The following is a 16,983-nucleotide window of genomic DNA, read 5'->3' as shown; positions in this document are numbered from 1 at the left end:
TGCACCATTTCATTCATATTTACTCATAGTGTCCTCCAACCCGGTACTTGGCAAGTTCTCCAGGTGCGATTGTATCCAGCACGGTTTCTGGCGTGAAGTAGCCTAATGCTTGAATGATCCGAGCGATGCAGCCTGTCCATCCGGTTTGATGGCTGGCTCCAACGCCCGCGCCATTATCACCATTGAAGTATTCATAGAACAAAATCAGATCGCGCCAGTGCGGATCTGTTTGAAACTTTTCAGCCCCCCCATAAAGCGGACGGCGACCCGTTTCATCCTTGAGAAAAATGCTGACAATTCGTTCGCTGATTTGCTCAGTAATTTCAAACAGCGTGAGACGATTTCCCGATCTGGTTGGATATTCAATCGTGAAAGCATCGCCGTAGTAGCTATAAAGTTGCAGCAGCGATCGCAACAGCAAAAGATTCACAGGCATCCAAATTGGACCGCGCCAATTCGAGTTGCCGCCGAACATGCCTGAATTGGAATCGCCTGGAACATAGCCAACCTTAAACTCGATGCCATTGTGATAATAGCAGTAGGGATTTTCCAAGTGATAGCGAGAGAGCGATCGAATGCCGTAATCACTTAGGAATTCCGATTCATCTAGCATATAAGTCAAAACGCGACGCAATTTGTCTTCATTCAAAATCGAAAGCATCAGGCGGTTGCGTTCACCAGGTTGAATAGGCAGGTGAATATTTTGCGTTAGTTCTGGATGACGCATGATGAACGTTTGCGCTCGTTCTCTCAGGCGCGGCAGCTTTTCAAATGCTTCTCTTGGAAAAACCGCAACGGCCATCAAAGACAACAAACCCACGAGCGATCGCACCTTCAATCGCGTCGAATTGCCACCCGGAAGTTGCAGTACATCGTAGAAGAAACCATCTTCTTCGTCCCACAATTCATCATGACATTCGCCAATTCGATCCATCGCGCCCGTAATCCACATCGTATGCTCAAAGAACTTGATCGCCAGGTCTTCATAAAGCGGATCATGTAGAGCCAATTCGATCGCAATTTGAAACATTCGCTGGCTGAAAAACACCATCCAGGCTGTGCCGTCTGCCTGTTCAAGATGTCCACCTGTCGGTAAAGGAGAACTGCGATCGAACACGCTGATGTTGTCAAGTCCTAAGAATCCTCCTTGAAATAAATTGTTGCCATTTTCGTCTTTGCGATTCACCCACCAGGTAAAGTTAATCAGCAGCTTTGAGAAGGCATATTTGAGAAAGTTCAGGTCGCCGACGCCGCTGTTGCGTTCGCGATCGCGTGTATAAATTTCCCAAGTGGCAAACGCATGAACGGGCGGATTTACATCGCCAAAATTCCATTCATAAGCGGGAATTTGACCGTTGGGATGCAAATAATCTTCGCGCAGCATCAGCATCAATTGATCTTTGGCGAAATCCGGATCAATTAGACTAATTGGAATCACGTGAAAGGCGAGATCCCAAGCCGCATACCAGGGATATTCCCACTTGTCCGGCATTGAAACAATGTCGTCATTGTGCATGTGAAACCAATCGCTGTTGCGGACATGCTTGCGATCGTTCGGCTGCGTCCAAGGTGTCACATTGCGCTCGCGCAGCCATTGATCCACGTCGTAGTAGAAATACTGCTTTGTCCACATCATTCCCGCCAACGCTTGTCGCATGACATTCGCACGATCGCGATCGGCCAACACCGCGGGTGGAGTGACGGCTGCATAAAATTCATCTGCTTCTTTCAAGCGAGCCGCAAACTGTTGTTCAAAATAAATGCCAAAGGGTTCTCCTACTTGAGCGGGAGTATATTTCGACAGGCGAAAGCGCAGCACCTTTGTTTCGCCCGCCTCAATCATCAGTTGATAATGTGGGGAAACTTTGGTTCCCACATTGCTCGGATTCACGGCTTCCTGCTGTCCCTGCACAACATAGTTATTGATGCCATCTTTCACATAGGGACTGGCGCTAGGGCTGTTAAACAACCGCTGATTGTTCGTTTCATTTTCGGTGAACAGCAGTGGAGCTACGCCATCGCAATAGAAATAGTAGTCTTTAATGTATTGATCCAGCAAAGTGTCAGTAATGTGAGCATGAACGACACTATTTCCCGTTCCATCAATCTTTGTCAAAGTCGGCTTGGCACCACCCACAGACCAAGACCAAGTGTTGCGAAACCACAGCGTCGGCAGCAAATGAATTGGAGCCGCTTCTGCACCTCGATTAGCAATGCTGATTTGAATCAAAACATCTTCGGTATCTGCCTTGGCATATTCGACAAATACATCAAAGTAGCGATCGTCATCAAAGATGCCTGTATCTAGCAGTTCATATTCCAATTCATAGCGACTGCGATCGCGATTTGTCTCCACTAAATCCACATAGGGAAATGTCGTTTGCGGATATTTGTAGAGATACTTCATATATGAATGGGTTGGCGTACTGTCGAGATAGAAGTAATACTCTTTGACATCTTCGCCGTGATTGCCTTCACTGTTGGTCAATCCAAACAAGCGCTCTTTCAAGATTGGATCTTGACCGTTCCAAAGGGCGATCGCAAAGCACAGTAAGTTGTGATTGTCGGTGATGCCGCCAAGCCCATCTTCGCCCCATCGGTAAGCGCGCGATCGAGCATGATCGTGTGGAAAGTAACTCCATGCATTGCCATCTGAACTGTAGTCTTCGCGCACCGTTCCCCACTGGCGTTCGCTCAGATACGGTCCCCACTTATACCAGTCCGCTTTACCAGTACGATTCTGTTCAAGCCGTTGTTCTTCTGCGGTCATGCCCGTCTCCTATTAGTTTGAATGCTCGATCTACTGAATCGATTGGGCTGTGAACTAGTAAAGCTCAAAAGATACGCGACTACCAGTCTGCCAAGGAAGCGCAATCATCAATGCACCTGTGTAAAAGAAACTAGCGCCTGTGAACAATCGCAGCAGCCAAATTGCTTTGGAAGGCCATTGCAAAGATTGACATTATTGAGTATTGGATCAAATTTGTCAGTTGAAATTTTATGCGAAGGAAATGCAAAATGAATTTCGACGCTGTTCCACCAGAACATCTAGGCTGCCAAATCTTTCGATCGCAATGTTCACCATCCGAACGATATCATCCTCTTTTGAAATATCGCCCTGCACTAGCAAAGTTTGAACGCTATTTCCCGCTTCATCTGCTGCTTGCAGAACAAGCTTTTCAGTATACTTTCCTTCCTCAATTTTTCTACCGTAATTAATCACAACGTTGCAGCCTTCTCGCGCAAGACGAACGGCGATCGCCTGTCCAGTTTCTGAATTTGCTCCTGTAACCAAAGCAGTTTTTCCAGCTAGTCCATTCATACTGAATCATTCTCCAAACGATCGAGGCAAGAATCGATCGAAGTACGGCTGAAGTTATTCAGCATTTAAAGTAGAACAAGAAGATATGAAACTCATATGAACAAGGTTAATAAAAAGATCAAAATTCAATGTGATTTGTCGCAATCTTTGCATTGTTTGAACGAAAATTCAGAAGATTTTCTAAAAAATGAAAGAATCTCCAATACAGCTTCGTTGTGCAGGGTCGTGTCGAAAGTTTTGCATCTTCTGCGAGCGGATTGCAGGTGATTAGTGTGACTGGAACTTGTGATATTGGAGTGTTTGATGCCCTGGTAATTTCCTCTTCCTGTAATACTAGATTGCGCGACAGTGGAACTTGGTTCCAAGGGCTAATTCAATTCTAAGAAAGGTCAGCTTTTTTAGTCGTCAGGAGTACGCGGCGTCGATCGAATGTAGTGCAGCATCGTCAGTTCTGCCTATTTAGAGCGTCATGGGTGCGATCGGTTCGATATCCGGATCATGCCCTCCAACCTGATTGGTTCGCAACACCCAAACGGACGCACCGTGCTTGAGAAAAACCTCAACGATTGTATCGCTCGCCTTGCGCGGCAGCAGCGTTCGCCAACTACCCAAACCCGTCCACAAATTTCGCAATGGATCATCTTCCATCGTCGTTCCAAGATTAAATTCATTCGCTTCCCAGTCGGCACGGGGAGAACCAAACGGCTGCAATTGATCATTTAGCTTGTTCTTCACAGCCAGTAGTTGCTGATAGCGGTGCGCCTGATCGGGATTGCTGGTCAGCCAGGATTGCAGCAGCGGTTGATTATTTTCAATCGCCTCAGAAATCGATCGAATGCTGGCAAATAAAGCTTGATTAGAATCTTGAACGCAGTTATTTGCAGGCCCAACGTAAGTTGCTCCCGTACCATCCCCAATCCGATAACGAGCGGTCATCGCTTCAAGCTGGTTGACCATTGTGGTGAGGGGCGAGCGCTGTGTTCCATTCAAATCAAAATTGCCCGTGAACGGCTCAAACTTAATCAAAATGTCGCAGACCGGACGAGTACCCAGCCAGCCGAACTGTCGATCGCCCATGTAGCGCGACCAGTGCAGCGTTCCTGATGTGATGCCATCGGTATTGTGCGCGTACACCTGATAGTAGGAAATGTCGAATCGCCGCTCATCGCTGATCGGGTCGTGAATCACAGTCGCGATGCCAAAGGAGAAGTGACCAAAGAAAAGTGGAGTGGCAGCGGCAGGCTCTTTTTTGTTGCCGCCAATGCCGCCATAAACATGCAGCAGGAGGGCACGATCGCCCACTTGCCATTCGTCGATCGCCGCTTGAATCTGCTCGTGCCGCTGCCCGACGCACAGAACCGAGGAAATTTTGCCTTTTTGGGCGACGATATTCGCCCAAGATTCTTTGCGAATGTAGCGGTAGGAGGCTTTGCTACCAAACACGACGCGATCGGGCTGGAGGCGAAATAGCGATCGAGGCGCGATCGCCTGGACGACAAAGCAGCCCGTTTGATCTTTCGCACCGTAGATGTACCATCCCGCTGCATTTAGCGGTGACTGTTCGATTTGGTGTGCGGTAGAAGGCTGACTGCCGTAGCCAGGAGACATGACGACTTCCGGCAGTCTCACGCTTTCTACCTCGCCGTCGAATTGGCGTGAGGATGAATTGAAGTGCCGCACTCGGAAGCAATCGGTTCCCGCAATCGGTGCTTCAAACTGCACCAAGCCGTAATAGCGTCCGGTAATTTCGATCGGCTGATGGTGGATGTAGAGCGCGGTTTGCTGATCCCCCACTTTGACCGCGCCTTCCAGCATGACAATCACATCATCAGTCGGGTGAGCGCCAGCCAGCGATTCGAGCGGATCAACCTGCTGCCAGTGATTGAGGCGATCGGGGTGAATTGTGCCTCCGTACTGGCTAGAGTATTGAGCATCGACGCTAAAGTGAACGTCGCGGGTGACGGCTCGAACGCGCTGTTTCACGATCGGGTCGATCGCCCAGCGCAGCATGACTCGCTGCCCGACCAGAAATTCGTAACCCTTGGCCGCATGATGCACTTCAAACCAAACGCCGCGCACCAATCGCCGTTCCGAATGCTGCGGCAGAATCAGGCGACCCATCCAGGGCGCGATCGGACGATACCAGCGTGCATCGACGGTTTGGTCGATCGGGTAGTCGGTGTAGTGGTTAAAGTCGGCTTGCTGATAAACTTCGTAGTTGCTGGTTTGTCGAGGGCGGGGCGGAGTTGTAAGGAGAAATTGACCGTGCAGGATCGAGAGAATGGTGGCGATCGTATGCTGCAAGTGCGTTTCACCGTTGGGCAAAACCGCATTCGGGTCCATGATTCCGCCCGGAACCTGATGCCCCATTGCGCCTAGCGAAATCTCGCTAATTTTGCCTTTGCGTCGCGCCCGATTCCAGTAAGACAAGGGGAACCACTTGCGCCGTCCGGGAAACAAAATTGGTCCCAGTGCGGCAACGACATCTTTGTCACCGACCAGATGATAAAGATGCTCCAGCGTCAGAAATGGATTATTGGCGCTCATGACGCCGCCCAGCGAAATCACTTCAACCGTTGTTCCGAGTGCCCGCTTCAGATAAGGTGCGGCGGCAACGGCCATTTGACCGCCACCGCTGTAGCCAATCAGCGTAACTGGCGTTCCCGCTTTGGGTTGATAGCCACGTTCAATTAAGCTGTGGTAGAGCGTTTGAGCAATTCCCCGGTTGTAGATCGGGCCATAGCGTTTGTCGGTGGAGATCGCAACAACCCAGGCATTGCGGATATTCACCGCCAGTCCCAAGAGCGCCATTGGATTTTCCCAGCGCATTTTATCCGCCAGTCGCCAAACCCAGGCCAGCGGGCGATCGGCCACGAGCGGCTGATTGCGGACGGAATACATCATCAGCCCTTGCACCAGCGGCATCTCCTCCGGCAAAGCAGGCTGGAGCGCTTCTAAAAAATCGACAACATCCGGTGTGTAGGCTTCTCCCGACTGCCCGACCCCATCCAGGTAGATGACATAGCGGGAGGCTCGATCGCACTCGCCATTCGATCGCACCGTCGCCATGCCGCTGTGCGTATCGACTTCCTCGCCGTACCAGCCCGCCCACCAGCCCAGCGTTTCTAGCGGTGCCAGCAGTCCGGCAAAGATGAGCGAAACAACGCCAATCCAACTCAGGTCAAAAATCCAGCGCACCAGCCGAGGCAAATTCTCATACCATCCAAACAGGCTGAGCCGAATCGGACGCAGCAATAAGGCAACCAGCCCAAACACCAGCAGCATTCCCAGCAAAATCAATCCCAGTCGAATTATTTGAGGAATGCGCTGAAACCAATGCTCTAATCGCACTTCGATCGTATCCGCTTCCTGAACAGGCTTCTGTAAAGCGGCGCTAGCAGGCTGGGCAGTTCTCGATCGCGTTGGCGCTGTAGCCGTTGAAGCAATTTCCGCTGGAGGCGATCGATCCGCTCCGACCGATGAAAGGTGTCTGCCAAAATCTGCCTCCACCTGTTTTGCCAGTTCCGATCGCTGCCTGACCAGATCCACACCTGCGACTCGTCGAGTGAGCCGCTGTCCTAGCTGGGCGATTGGCGCTCCGATTGTGCCTTCCAGCAGATTCAGCATCAGCCAGCCAACTGCCACCTGCACAAACGCACTTGCCCCGCCAATTTGAGCGATCGCGCTGATGCCTGTCACCATCGCCAGCAAATGCCAAACCGACAGCAGGTTCAAAATGGGTACGCCCAGATAGGGCATCGCGCCCAAAAAGCTAAACAGCAATGGCGCATAGCTCAGTCCTAGCACTCTGACCAAATCGCGCCACGACAAATGCACCAATCCGGGTAGCCAACTGATCAGCCAGGTACTCAAGACAAGAAACAGAAAACCAAAAACAAACAAAACGGCGTTTAATAGCAAGCTAAAAACAAATCGGACTGGCTGAACTCGATTGCTAAACAGAATAATGCTCTGCCCGATCGCCACAGACAATCCGGCCAGCAGAACAACGAGCAGCGCGATCGATCGTCCCTGCGGCAAGCTAATAATCGTTTGAAATGCTTCCTGATTTAAGGAGAACAAATCACCTATTCGATCGCCAAGTTGATTCACTGCTGAGTCAGCCACGTTTTGCAGATCTCCCGATTGAATGTGTCCTCATGGAATAAGCAAAATGATGGCAGTTAATCGAAGTAAACTACCGTTTAGCTATTATTACTCTGGTTCAGTTATTATCGACCTGACTTTTGATGACTCGTCCAGGACTAACAAAAGAAACGCCTTGGTTGCCAGCCGCATTAATCATAACTGCCTCAATAACAGGCGTGGAAACTTGCTTTTCAGTCACCCACTCAACGATGAAAGCGGCTCCTGAACCGCCACTAGCATCTGCCTGATCAACAACAAAACTGGTTGAAGCCATTGGACTAATCTCTGCGGGCTGTTCTAAATAGTTGCGAACAAGCTTACCGTTGCTATCGTAATAATTAACAGCGGTAAGAATGATAGGGTTTGCCAGGTCAGTATTCCGAACGCTGAGTGTAGCCGTTAAGTCCATTGTTCTGCTCCGTTCCCAAGTATAAATGTGCGAATAAATAGGAACATAAACGGTTTGCCCCGCAACGATCTTGACAGTACTATCGAGGGTAATTGGTTTGAGATCAGCGATCGGATCGGCTGGCGGTTCTGAGGTTGTACAGGCAGTCAGCAAGATTACCAGCACAACACAACTACACAAAAATTGCTTCATTTTATCTCGACAGATTGAGCGTTTCAGAGCGCATCTGAGTGAGATAATATGATATTTAGCGATCGAATTGCAAAACTAAATCTAAAGAAATTTTAATAAAAGTCAGGATGATAATGTTGACAATCAGCCCAATTCTCACTTTCTGCATCGCCTGAACTTTCGCTGGATGCCAATTGCGAAACACACGATCGCCATCACCAAGCCGAGCGAGAATCTGCCAATTTACTGCTGTGTCGGCTTAGATAAAACATTTGCAACCGCCACTAAGATTGGAATAAATCCTAATAGCGCTTGCAGCCATAATTCAGCCCAGCCAGCGAAAAGAACGGGCAATTTCATTAAAAGTCAGGCTTGGCGCACCAGAGTTGAAAAACTTTAACTAGAAGCCTCTGTCGAAACAGCATGTTTAAGCATAGAAATCTTTTCTATGAAACTGATATGAAACCTTGAATAATATAAAACTCAAATTTACAGTTCAAGGATCGCAATGATCGATGAACTTTGGTAATCCTTGAAAATCACGATCGAAATGAAATTAAGCAAGGCCAGCGTTCCTGAGGGCTAGTGCTCGATTGTCGATCGACGCAATCTTCCCAAAATAGCTTATTGGAAAAACGCCCGATTTGACAGGTCAGGTCAGTGCCGGACGAATTTCTCCTTGCAGTTTTGTTGTTTCTTATTGCAGATGCCATGATTTTCTTTTCTAAGTTGTTCCAGCTTTAATTCAGCGTTTTCCAGTTCGCTGGTTCGATCGCAAAATCGATCGTTCTTGGAACGGGAGCGGGTTCGTTTCTTGCTAGCGGGAACGCTCAGGCTGTTGAAACGATTCAGCTTCGCTACTACGGCACAAGTTCGACTGTTCCATCTGTTGCCGCATTTGCCCAATCAAGCGAGTGCGCCTGCCTCGGTTGCTGTCGATCGCGCCGTTGGGCTAGGAATTCTGTTCAGTGGTGGCGGTTTGACCAAAGGCTGTTTGACCAAAAAGAATCTTTTTGCTTTCTTCGGTCATGGCGGATTGATTTTTGAACGGCTCGCCTTTTTCGTAAGCGCGAATCACAGCGGGACGATCGCGAATTGCCTCAAACCAGCGCTGCAAGTTGGGAAAATCGCTCAGGTTTTGCTGCTGGCGTTCATACGGCACAATCCAGGGATAGCTTGCCATGTCTGCGATCGAATACTCGCCTGCGAGAAAATCGCGTCCGGCCAACTGGCGATCGAGAACGCCATAGAGCCGATTCGTTTCTTTGACGTAGCGATCGATCGCGTAGGGAATTTTTTCTGGCGCATACTGCACAAAATGATGATTTTGTCCGGCCATTGGCCCCAAGCCGCCCATCTGCCAAAACAGCCATTCGATCGCGGTTTTGCGGTTGCGTAGGTTAGTGGCAAGAAACAGTCCTGTTTTTTCCGCGAGATACAGCAAAATCGCGCCCGATTCAAACACGGAAACAGGTTCGCCGCCATCGATCGGGTTGTGATCGACGATCGCAGGCATTCGATTGTTGGGCGCGATTTTGAGGAAATCTGGCTGAAACTGGTCGCCTGCTCCGATGTTGATCGGCACAATGCGATAGTCGAGTCCGGCTTCTTCTAGAAAAATCGTGATTTTGTGCCCGTTTGGAGTCGGCCAATAGTACAAATCGATCATGGAACCTGCTCAACTAGAACGATTCAACCTAATCGCTACCAGCAGTTTGCACATCCGTACTGAGGCTGTTTCCGCCAAGGGTCGGCAGCAGGATTTGCGCTCAGGTTCGCTCTTCAATCTCCGACTTCAGCTTTTCAGGTGAAAAAACAATGATTCAATCAAGCATGGTTCAATCAAGCCATAGCCGTTTTTAGATGAATGGCTTAGTGTAGCAGCACGGCAGACGTGCCCCGACGAGCGGCTTAACCGCCCGATCGGCATTAGCTGTAGGTGTATTACCGCTTGCGTTGAATTCTCTGGGATTCTCTTTATTCTCACAACTCGATCACCCATGTTTCTCTTTTTCTCCAAACTCCTGCCGCTGTTTGTCTATCCGCTCGGCTTGGCCTGTGTGCTGATGCTGGTGGCGCTGGTGACGCTGTGGCGGCGACCGCGAATTGCGACGTTGAGTTTGGCGATCGCCCTGATTTTGCTTCTGGTTGGCGGGAATGGCGTAGCAGCAACGTATCTGGTGCGATCGCTGGAATGGCAAAATTTGCCGTCCAGTCCGCTGCCCGATGCGGATGCGATCGTGGTTTTGGGCGGTGGCATCAAGCCGCAGATTTCGCCTCGGCCTTGGGTGGATGTGGCAGAAGCGGGCGATCGCGTTCTTTATGGCGCACGACTTTTTCGCGAAGGCAAAGCACCTCTGGTGATCCTCAGCGGCGGGCGGATTGACTGGAAGGGCGGCGGCCCTGCGGAATCGGCAGACATGGCAAAAATTGCGACGGCGTTGGGTGTGCCGGAAAGCGCAATCTTGCAAGACCCGACTTCGCTCAACACTTATGAAAATGCCGTTAACGTGCGAAAAATCTTGCAGGAGCGAGGGCTGCGGCGCATCTTACTTGTTACGTCTGCGATGCACATGCCGCGATCGCTCCTGATCTTCGCCAAGCAGGGCATTGAGTCGATCGCCGCACCGACCGATTTTCTCGTTACCGAGCAGGACATGCGCGAACTCAGCGGCTCGACCGAATCGACGCTGCTCAACTGGATTCCCGATGCCGATCGCCTCCAGCAGGTTTCCCGCGCCATCAAGGAATATATTGGCATTGTGATTTACCGTTTGCGCGGCTGGCTGTAGGGCTAGCGATCGATTTTCTCAGCGGGTGGGTTGAGGATGGCAATTTCAGGTAGATACAATCGCTCTTCGTTCGCGTCATATTCAAACAGTTCTGCATAGCGTCCCCAATCGACCGCAGTGGCAAACTGGCGATCGACTTCTCCACTGGGAAAATGCTCGTTCCACAAATTCAGGAAAAAATCTGCCCGCATTGCCCCGTTGGGCTTTTCGCGCAAAGTTTGCATCATGCTGGTGAAGACGGGAATGCGCTGGAGTGCCTGCTGGCGAAATAGATCTTTGCTTCGCAAAATCGTCGTCGTGGCGAAATCTTGTCCGGCTGGCGTCAGCGTCACATCGCCCTGCGCGACTTCGGCAAATCCCAGGAGGGCGGCAGCATCCACGATCGGCAGCAGATCATCGACTTCAAGCTGAAGCCGTTCCGCTAGTCTCGGTAAATCTTCGCGGCTTTGGGGCTGATCGACAATCAGTTCCAGCAGGCCGCTAATTCCACCGACGCGCACATGCGGCAGCGGCATCGCATAAGGCGACTGGACGCGATCGATCTTCGCCGGAGCGATCCCCGTCACTTCGATCTCCGGGTTGGTCATCACGGTGTAGATGTAATCGACGAATGCTTTGAAGCGGGGATGAGCGCGATCGTGCGGGCGCGGCAGGTCGATGACGACTTCACCGCGCACTCGTCCGGGTTTTGATCCCAAAATGATGACGCGATCGGCCAGAAAAACCGCTTCTTCGATGTTGTGCGTCACGATCAAAATGCTTTTAGAGGGAAAGGTTTTGGCGTTCCACAGATCGTCAATTTCGCCGCGCAGGTTCTCGGAAGTCAGCACGTCCAGAGCGCTAAACGGCTCGTCCATAAACAACACCTGCGGCTCCAGCACAAACGCCCGCGCAAAGCCGACGCGCTGCTTCATGCCGCCGGACAGTTCTTTTGGATAGGCGCTCTCGAAGCCGTCCAACCCGACCAGATCGATCGCTTTGAGGGCACGCTGCTGGCGATCGATCCGGCTGATGCCTCTGGCTTCCAAGCCAAGTTCAACGTTTTCCTGCACGGTCAGCCAGGGCAGAAGGGCAAAACTTTGAAACACCATTGCCACATCGTCATTTGCGCCCCGGAGTGGTTTGCCGCTGCTGAACACTTGTCCGGAACTGGGCGGAATCAGTCCGGCCATAATTCGCAGCAGCGTACTTTTGCCGCTGCCGCTGCGTCCTAACAGGGCAACGACTTCACCGGACTGCACGGCAACATTGATATCGCTGAGGACAGTAAATTCACCTTTGCCGTCGGGAAGCGGAAAGCTTTTGCTCACCTGTTCAACGGTAATTAGCGTTTCGCGATCGCGGCTCAACATCTTTTTTCGCCTCCCAGATGGTTTTTTGCCTTGTTTTTTTGCCTTGCAGAATTTGCCTTACAGATGATATTTCGTTTCTGCCAGTCCATACAGTCGCCGCCACACCAAGCGGTTAATGCCGACGACAAACAAGCTCATCATGCTGATGCCCAAGGTAATCCGTGCCCAGTCTCCGGTTTCGGTTGCCTCTGCAATGTAGGCTCCCAGTCCGGTTGCGGTCAGCGTCGTTTGTCCCCAGGTGACGATTTCCGCGACGATGCTGGCGTTCCAAGCGCCGCCGCTGGCCGTGACGCCGCCCGTCACCCAAGCTGAAAAGATGCCGGGAATGATCAGCCGCTGCCAACGTTTCCAGCCGCGCAGCCCCACATCGTTTGCCATTTCGCGCAGGTCAGTGGGAATGCTTTGCGCTCCGGCGATCGAGTTGAACAAAATATACCACTGCGCTCCCAGCGCCATCAGCGCAATGCTGCCCCAGTTGAGGCTGATCTGCGATCGGATGAAAAACAAGGTGGCAAACGGAAAGATAAAGTTGGCGGGAAATGAAGCGAGGAACTGCACGACGGGCTGTAGCAGCCGTGCCAGCTTTGGATTAAACCCGATCGCCACGCCGATCGGTGTCCAAACCAGCGTGGCAAAAATCAGCAGCACAATCACGCGCATCAGCGTCAGCAAGCCCAAGCCAAAGGTTTTGAAGACTTCCCCAATCCCGACAGTGGTGAGAATAAAATGCAGCGTCCAGATCAGCAATGCGCCGATCGTCCCAAACAGAATCAGCGTGTAGATTCGATCGCCCGGACTGCGCGAATTCCCTTCAGTGGCGTAGCTCGATCGCGCTGGCGTCAGGCTCGACAAGGCGCGGCTGATCAGATCCCCGATCGGCTGAAGCGATCGCCCAATCATGCGCGGAATTCGAGCGGCTTTGAGCAAATCATACAGCCAGGATTCCAGCGCATCCGAGGACGCACTTTGCTCCAGCCGGAATTTGTCTGCCCAGGCGATGATCGGTCGCCAAAATAGCTGATCGGTGAGGAGGATGACGACCACGATCGCGAGCAGTGCCCAGCCGAGCGCAGGTAGATTTTCGGTGGCGATCGCACCCGCTACATACGAGCCGATTCCCGGCAGCGTATATTCCTGATTCAAGACGCTGATCGCTTCACTGGCAGCCACGAAAAACCAGCCGCCGCCAAAGCTCATCATCGCGTTCCACACCAAGCCAATCATCGCCGCAGGCACTTCCAAACGGGTAAATCGCTGCCAGCGCGACAATCGATACAGCGTCGCAGCCTCGTCAAGTTCTTTGGGAACCGTCCGTAACGATTGGTAAAACGAAAAGGTCATATTCCAAACCTGACTGGTGAAAATCGCAAAAATCGAAGCGGCTTCCAGTCCCAGCAGGCTACCGGGGAACAAGGCGATAAATCCGGTGACGGTAATCGAGAGAAATCCCAAAACGGGAACCGACTGCAAAATATCCAGCAGCGGAATCAAAACGCGCTCCGCCCGCCGATTGTGCGCGGCCACGTAGCCATACACCAGCGTAAACACGATCGAGCAGAACAAGGCGACAAACATCCGCAACGTCGATCGCGCCGCATAGTACGGCAAATTGCGCGGATCGGTCGAGACTCCCGGAACCACATCCGGCGGCTGAAAGCTCACCAGCGTTCCTGCCCCAACGCGAGCGATCAAAGCCAACAGCACCAGCGTCCCTAAAATGACGGCGACATCCGCCCAGCCAAACGGCAAGCGGCGCAGCGCTTCCGAAGACGGAAAAGTTTTCATGGCAAGGCTGTCATTGCACTAAGGCTTGTTTGCCTACAGTGTGTCACTGTATCAAAAACTTGCAAAGACAGCTTGTATACTTGCTAGCTGACGGAAGTTAGCTGACGGAAGCGCTTTCGGCCTGTGGTGCTTCTTGCCATCGAAGCGTCGAGACGATCGCCCTCAGCCTCGATCGAAATTCCGCATCCAGATAGCGCTGCTGAATCGGCTGCCAGGTTTTCCACAAACTAATTTGTTCATGCCCAAGCCGCTGCGCCAAAATTGGCAAATCTTTGTGCCAATTCGTGTGCATTGCATCGGCCATGAAATCTTTCAGAATCGAATAGTCTTGAATTTGTCCTAAGACTTCTTGAATGTTCTGAAAGTCTTCAACCTGTGAAGCAAACTCGTCGCCATAAAACTGAGTGAAAAATTCAGTTTGATAGCGGACGCGCTTAATTTGTTTCCGCAGATCGTGCAGCGATTCGCTTTGTTCTTGAAGCTGCGTGGCGATCGCTTTTTCGTCCACTGAATGATTTTCTAATTCCGCCCCCACCAGCCAGCCCGGATGCAGCAGCAAATTGCTGATCAGCGGCAGCAGCAAATCAGGTACAGCGCTCTGGATCGGCAGTGCGGCGATCGCAAAAAACTCTGGTGCATCCAGCCAATCTTGAAAGCCCTGCTTGAAATCGGCATAGCGCTTGCCTTCGAGCAGGTCTTCAACGTCAGCAAATGCCTGTTTGCGCTGCTTCTTCATATTGTCGAGCAGTTTATCAAGCTGCTTTTGCTCTTTGCGATCGAGATCAGGCCGATAGCGCTCCGTTAATTTCGCCTGCATCACGTCAATATCACGCACTGCTCCCAATACTTGAGCAAACTTTTTAATCCGAGTTTCGCTAACAGTTTTGGGCAGATCGATCGCACTTTCAAACACCATCAACGCTGTTCGCAACCGTCGCATTCCCACGCGCATTTGATGCAGCGCTTCCGGGTCAGTATCGGCTAAAACTTCCGCTTCTGGCTTTGTGGATTTCTTGAAATGTTTCTGGACTGCTTGATAAGCGTAATCGCCCAATCGTTCGATCGCCATAAAGTGACACCAACGCAACAAGACCGAACTTGCTCGGCAAATTCGATCGATAGCCTTCTAGTCTAGATTGAGCAGAGTGAATCGATCGCTGTCTTAAGGTAGATTTCCGCTTAGGCAGGCGGCGGCAGTTCGCCCAAAATGGTGAAGCGCACGTGGTTGATCGCCAATTCTCCGATCGACACGTCCAGCGAATGATTTGGTGTTTCTGCGCCTTCAAAGGAAATGCCTTTGCTCATTTCGGCATGAATCCAGGGCAATCCCATGAAAAATCGGGTCGGATACGGGCCACCTTCGACCACATCATCCACGTTCGATTCCATCGGCAGCCAACCGAAACCGGGGACGTAAAATTCAATCCAAACATGGTTGAAATCCGGCTGGAGCGGAATGTTTTGGCGATCGGCATAGGGCGGACATTTGTAGCGTCCGACTGTCCGGCAGGCGATGCCGTTCAGTCGTGCCAAGGCGAGGAGAATCCCGACATATTCGCCGCACGAACCCACGCCCCGCTCTAGAGCAACATCCGGCGGATCGATGTAGGGCTTGATGCCGTAGGAAAGGCGATCGTAAACGTAATTGCGAATCTTGAGGATTTTCCGCAAAATGTTGGTTTCCGTGCCGATCGCAATCTGCGCGGCTTCTTGAATGGTCGGCGTGTCCATCGCCAACTCGTCATCATCGACCAGATAGCGCCGCTGAAAAGCCGGAGACAAAGCGGGCGCTTTTTCGACATCGCGAGGCGTAAGTTGATACTTGATGCCTCGCACTTCCAATAGCGCTTTCCAGCCGAACAGCCAGCCGGAATTCGCCGTAATTCGATCGATCTTGAACACGGCAACGCGCTGACCGTCTTCAATTTCCTCAGTGAACGGAATGCCGATCGCTTCGATCGATTTCACCTTTTGGCGATCGGTTTCGGCAGGCAGGGCAATTCGCCACTCGATTTCCTGCGCGTCCACCTCGACATCTTCCAAGGGCGCAACTTCCTCGACATACGACATTTCGATCAGGTAGCCGTTGGATAAGGCGAGGCGGCGATCGGCGTCGTAGTGGAAGTGCAAGGGGTGGATGAAGGTGCGATCGCGAAACGTCAGTTGATACGGATCGGGTGAATTCGGATCGTCGCGAATGTAGGCTTCTTCGCTGGCGTAGCAGACGTAGAGAATTTCTTCGCCGCTGGGATGGGAAAAGAACGTCAGTCCGGTCGGGGAATCAAACGGGGTCAAGACGCTGAAGCGGACATCGCCCGTTGCGCGATCCATGCAGTACACGGTTTGCTCGACGCGATCGCACACCCAAAGCTCTTCTTCGCGGACGGTGAGATTTTCCTGCCCCACACCCGGAGCAGCAAAGCGCGTAATCTGGCGGGCAGTGGCGCGATCGAAAATCAAAATATAGCCCGCTTTCTGGCAAGAAACGTAAACCGTTGATTGCCAAACGGCCACGCCATCAGCCGGATATGCCAGCGTCGTGAAGTGCTGCGGCTCCAAGCGATCGCGCTGACACCAAAACACCTGATGGCCTTGCGTGAACCAAATCGTGTCTTCCCAAACCGCAAGGCTGTTGGCATCGAGAAAACTGCGAACCTGCTGCGGATTGAGGACGGTCGTATTGTCGTTCGTGCAGTCAATTTTGAGCAGATAGCCGCGCACCGAGTCGATCGCCAGCAGGCCATCTGACGCCGCAGCAATGCCCTGAAGCGCATACACGCCGATCGGTCGCACCGTTCGCCGCTGTGGGTCAAACGAGGCGATCGCGGGTCGTGAAGGATTGGCAGAAGCAGCAGGATTGTCAAGCAGCATGGTTGCTTTGAGTCAGGTCAGTACCCAATATCATAGGGGGCAAACCGTCAGCGCATCTATTCCGTAAGATGCGTTCAAGAATTTGCCTGCCAAGATCTCGCACTGTGTTGAGGAATGCCAGGAAATCGAGAA

The 16,983-nt window shown here is 51.7% G+C and carries 10 protein-coding genes; 1 reads left to right on the top strand and 9 read right to left on the bottom strand.

Annotated elements, in window-relative coordinates; genetic code table 11:
- Positions 1-19: 19 nt before the first annotated feature.
- The 5 genes from H6F67_RS08185 to H6F67_RS08165 form a co-directional block, all read right to left on the bottom strand.
- Complete coding sequence (locus H6F67_RS08185; protein ID WP_190765171.1) at positions 20-2,770, bottom strand: MGH1-like glycoside hydrolase domain-containing protein; 2,751 nt, start codon at positions 2,768-2,770, stop codon at positions 20-22.
- 228 nt (positions 2,771-2,998) lie between these two features.
- Positions 2,999-3,322, bottom strand: coding sequence for an SDR family NAD(P)-dependent oxidoreductase (locus tag H6F67_RS08180; protein ID WP_190765169.1), 324 nt, complete (start codon positions 3,320-3,322; stop codon positions 2,999-3,001).
- 459 nt (positions 3,323-3,781) lie between these two features.
- Complete coding sequence (locus tag H6F67_RS08175; protein ID WP_190765167.1) at positions 3,782-7,450, bottom strand: CAAX protease; 3,669 nt, start codon at positions 7,448-7,450, stop codon at positions 3,782-3,784.
- Positions 7,451-7,547: 97 nt separating this feature from the next.
- On the bottom strand, positions 7,548-8,072 hold the full coding sequence (locus H6F67_RS08170; RefSeq protein ID WP_190765165.1) for a DUF3124 domain-containing protein: 525 nt from the start codon (positions 8,070-8,072) through the stop codon (positions 7,548-7,550).
- Positions 8,073-9,003: 931 nt separating this feature from the next.
- Positions 9,004-9,720 carry a glutathione binding-like protein gene (locus H6F67_RS08165; RefSeq protein WP_190765163.1) on the bottom strand — a complete coding sequence of 239 codons (717 nt, stop codon included), beginning with the start codon at positions 9,718-9,720 and terminating at the stop codon, positions 9,004-9,006.
- Positions 9,721-10,051: 331 nt separating this feature from the next.
- Between H6F67_RS08165 and H6F67_RS08160 the strand changes: the two genes are divergently transcribed.
- Complete coding sequence (locus H6F67_RS08160; RefSeq protein WP_190765161.1) at positions 10,052-10,843, top strand: YdcF family protein; 792 nt, start codon at positions 10,052-10,054, stop codon at positions 10,841-10,843.
- 2 nt (positions 10,844-10,845) lie between these two features.
- Here H6F67_RS08160 and H6F67_RS08155 read toward each other — a convergent pair whose 3' ends face one another.
- From H6F67_RS08155 to H6F67_RS08140, 4 genes are all read right to left on the bottom strand, one after another.
- Positions 10,846-12,195 carry a nitrate/sulfonate/bicarbonate ABC transporter ATP-binding protein gene (locus H6F67_RS08155; RefSeq protein ID WP_190765159.1) on the bottom strand — a complete coding sequence of 450 codons (1,350 nt, stop codon included), beginning with the start codon at positions 12,193-12,195 and terminating at the stop codon, positions 10,846-10,848.
- A gap of 57 nt (positions 12,196-12,252) precedes the next feature.
- On the bottom strand, positions 12,253-13,980 hold the full coding sequence (locus tag H6F67_RS08150; RefSeq protein ID WP_190765157.1) for an ABC transporter permease subunit: 1,728 nt from the start codon (positions 13,978-13,980) through the stop codon (positions 12,253-12,255).
- Positions 13,981-14,077: 97 nt separating this feature from the next.
- On the bottom strand, positions 14,078-15,049 hold the full coding sequence (locus H6F67_RS08145; protein ID WP_190765155.1) for a CHAD domain-containing protein: 972 nt from the start codon (positions 15,047-15,049) through the stop codon (positions 14,078-14,080).
- Between the two features lie 110 nt (positions 15,050-15,159).
- Positions 15,160-16,851: a transglutaminase family protein gene (locus tag H6F67_RS08140; RefSeq protein ID WP_190765153.1), complete on the bottom strand. Its 1,692-nt coding sequence runs from the start codon at positions 16,849-16,851 to the stop codon at positions 15,160-15,162.
- Between the last annotated feature and the right edge of the window lie 132 nt (positions 16,852-16,983).

This window comes from Microcoleus sp. FACHB-1515 (assembly GCF_014696105.1).
Taxonomy (GTDB): Bacteria; Cyanobacteriota; Cyanobacteriia; order Elainellales; family Elainellaceae; genus JAAUTJ01.
Note: the sequence above shows the minus strand (reverse complement) of the source record. Positions and strands in the feature narration are given on the sequence as shown.

Excerpts from the sequence above, each read along its gene's own strand:
- H6F67_RS08150 (WP_190765157.1), bottom strand. The coding sequence starts at position 13,980 with ATGAAAACTTTTCCGTCTTCGGAAGCGCTGCGCCGCTTGCCGTTTGGC.
- H6F67_RS08185 (WP_190765171.1), bottom strand. The coding sequence starts at position 2,770 with ATGACCGCAGAAGAACAACGGCTTGAACAGAATCGTACTGGTAAAGCG.
- H6F67_RS08165 (WP_190765163.1), bottom strand. The coding sequence starts at position 9,720 with ATGATCGATTTGTACTATTGGCCGACTCCAAACGGGCACAAAATCACG.
- H6F67_RS08155 (WP_190765159.1), bottom strand. The coding sequence starts at position 12,195 with ATGTTGAGCCGCGATCGCGAAACGCTAATTACCGTTGAACAGGTGAGC.
- H6F67_RS08180 (WP_190765169.1), bottom strand. The coding sequence starts at position 3,322 with ATGAATGGACTAGCTGGAAAAACTGCTTTGGTTACAGGAGCAAATTCA.
- H6F67_RS08140 (WP_190765153.1), bottom strand. The coding sequence starts at position 16,851 with ATGCTGCTTGACAATCCTGCTGCTTCTGCCAATCCTTCACGACCCGCG.
- H6F67_RS08170 (WP_190765165.1), bottom strand. The coding sequence starts at position 8,072 with ATGAAGCAATTTTTGTGTAGTTGTGTTGTGCTGGTAATCTTGCTGACT.
- H6F67_RS08145 (WP_190765155.1), bottom strand. The coding sequence starts at position 15,049 with ATGGCGATCGAACGATTGGGCGATTACGCTTATCAAGCAGTCCAGAAA.
- H6F67_RS08160 (WP_190765161.1), top strand. The coding sequence starts at position 10,052 with ATGTTTCTCTTTTTCTCCAAACTCCTGCCGCTGTTTGTCTATCCGCTC.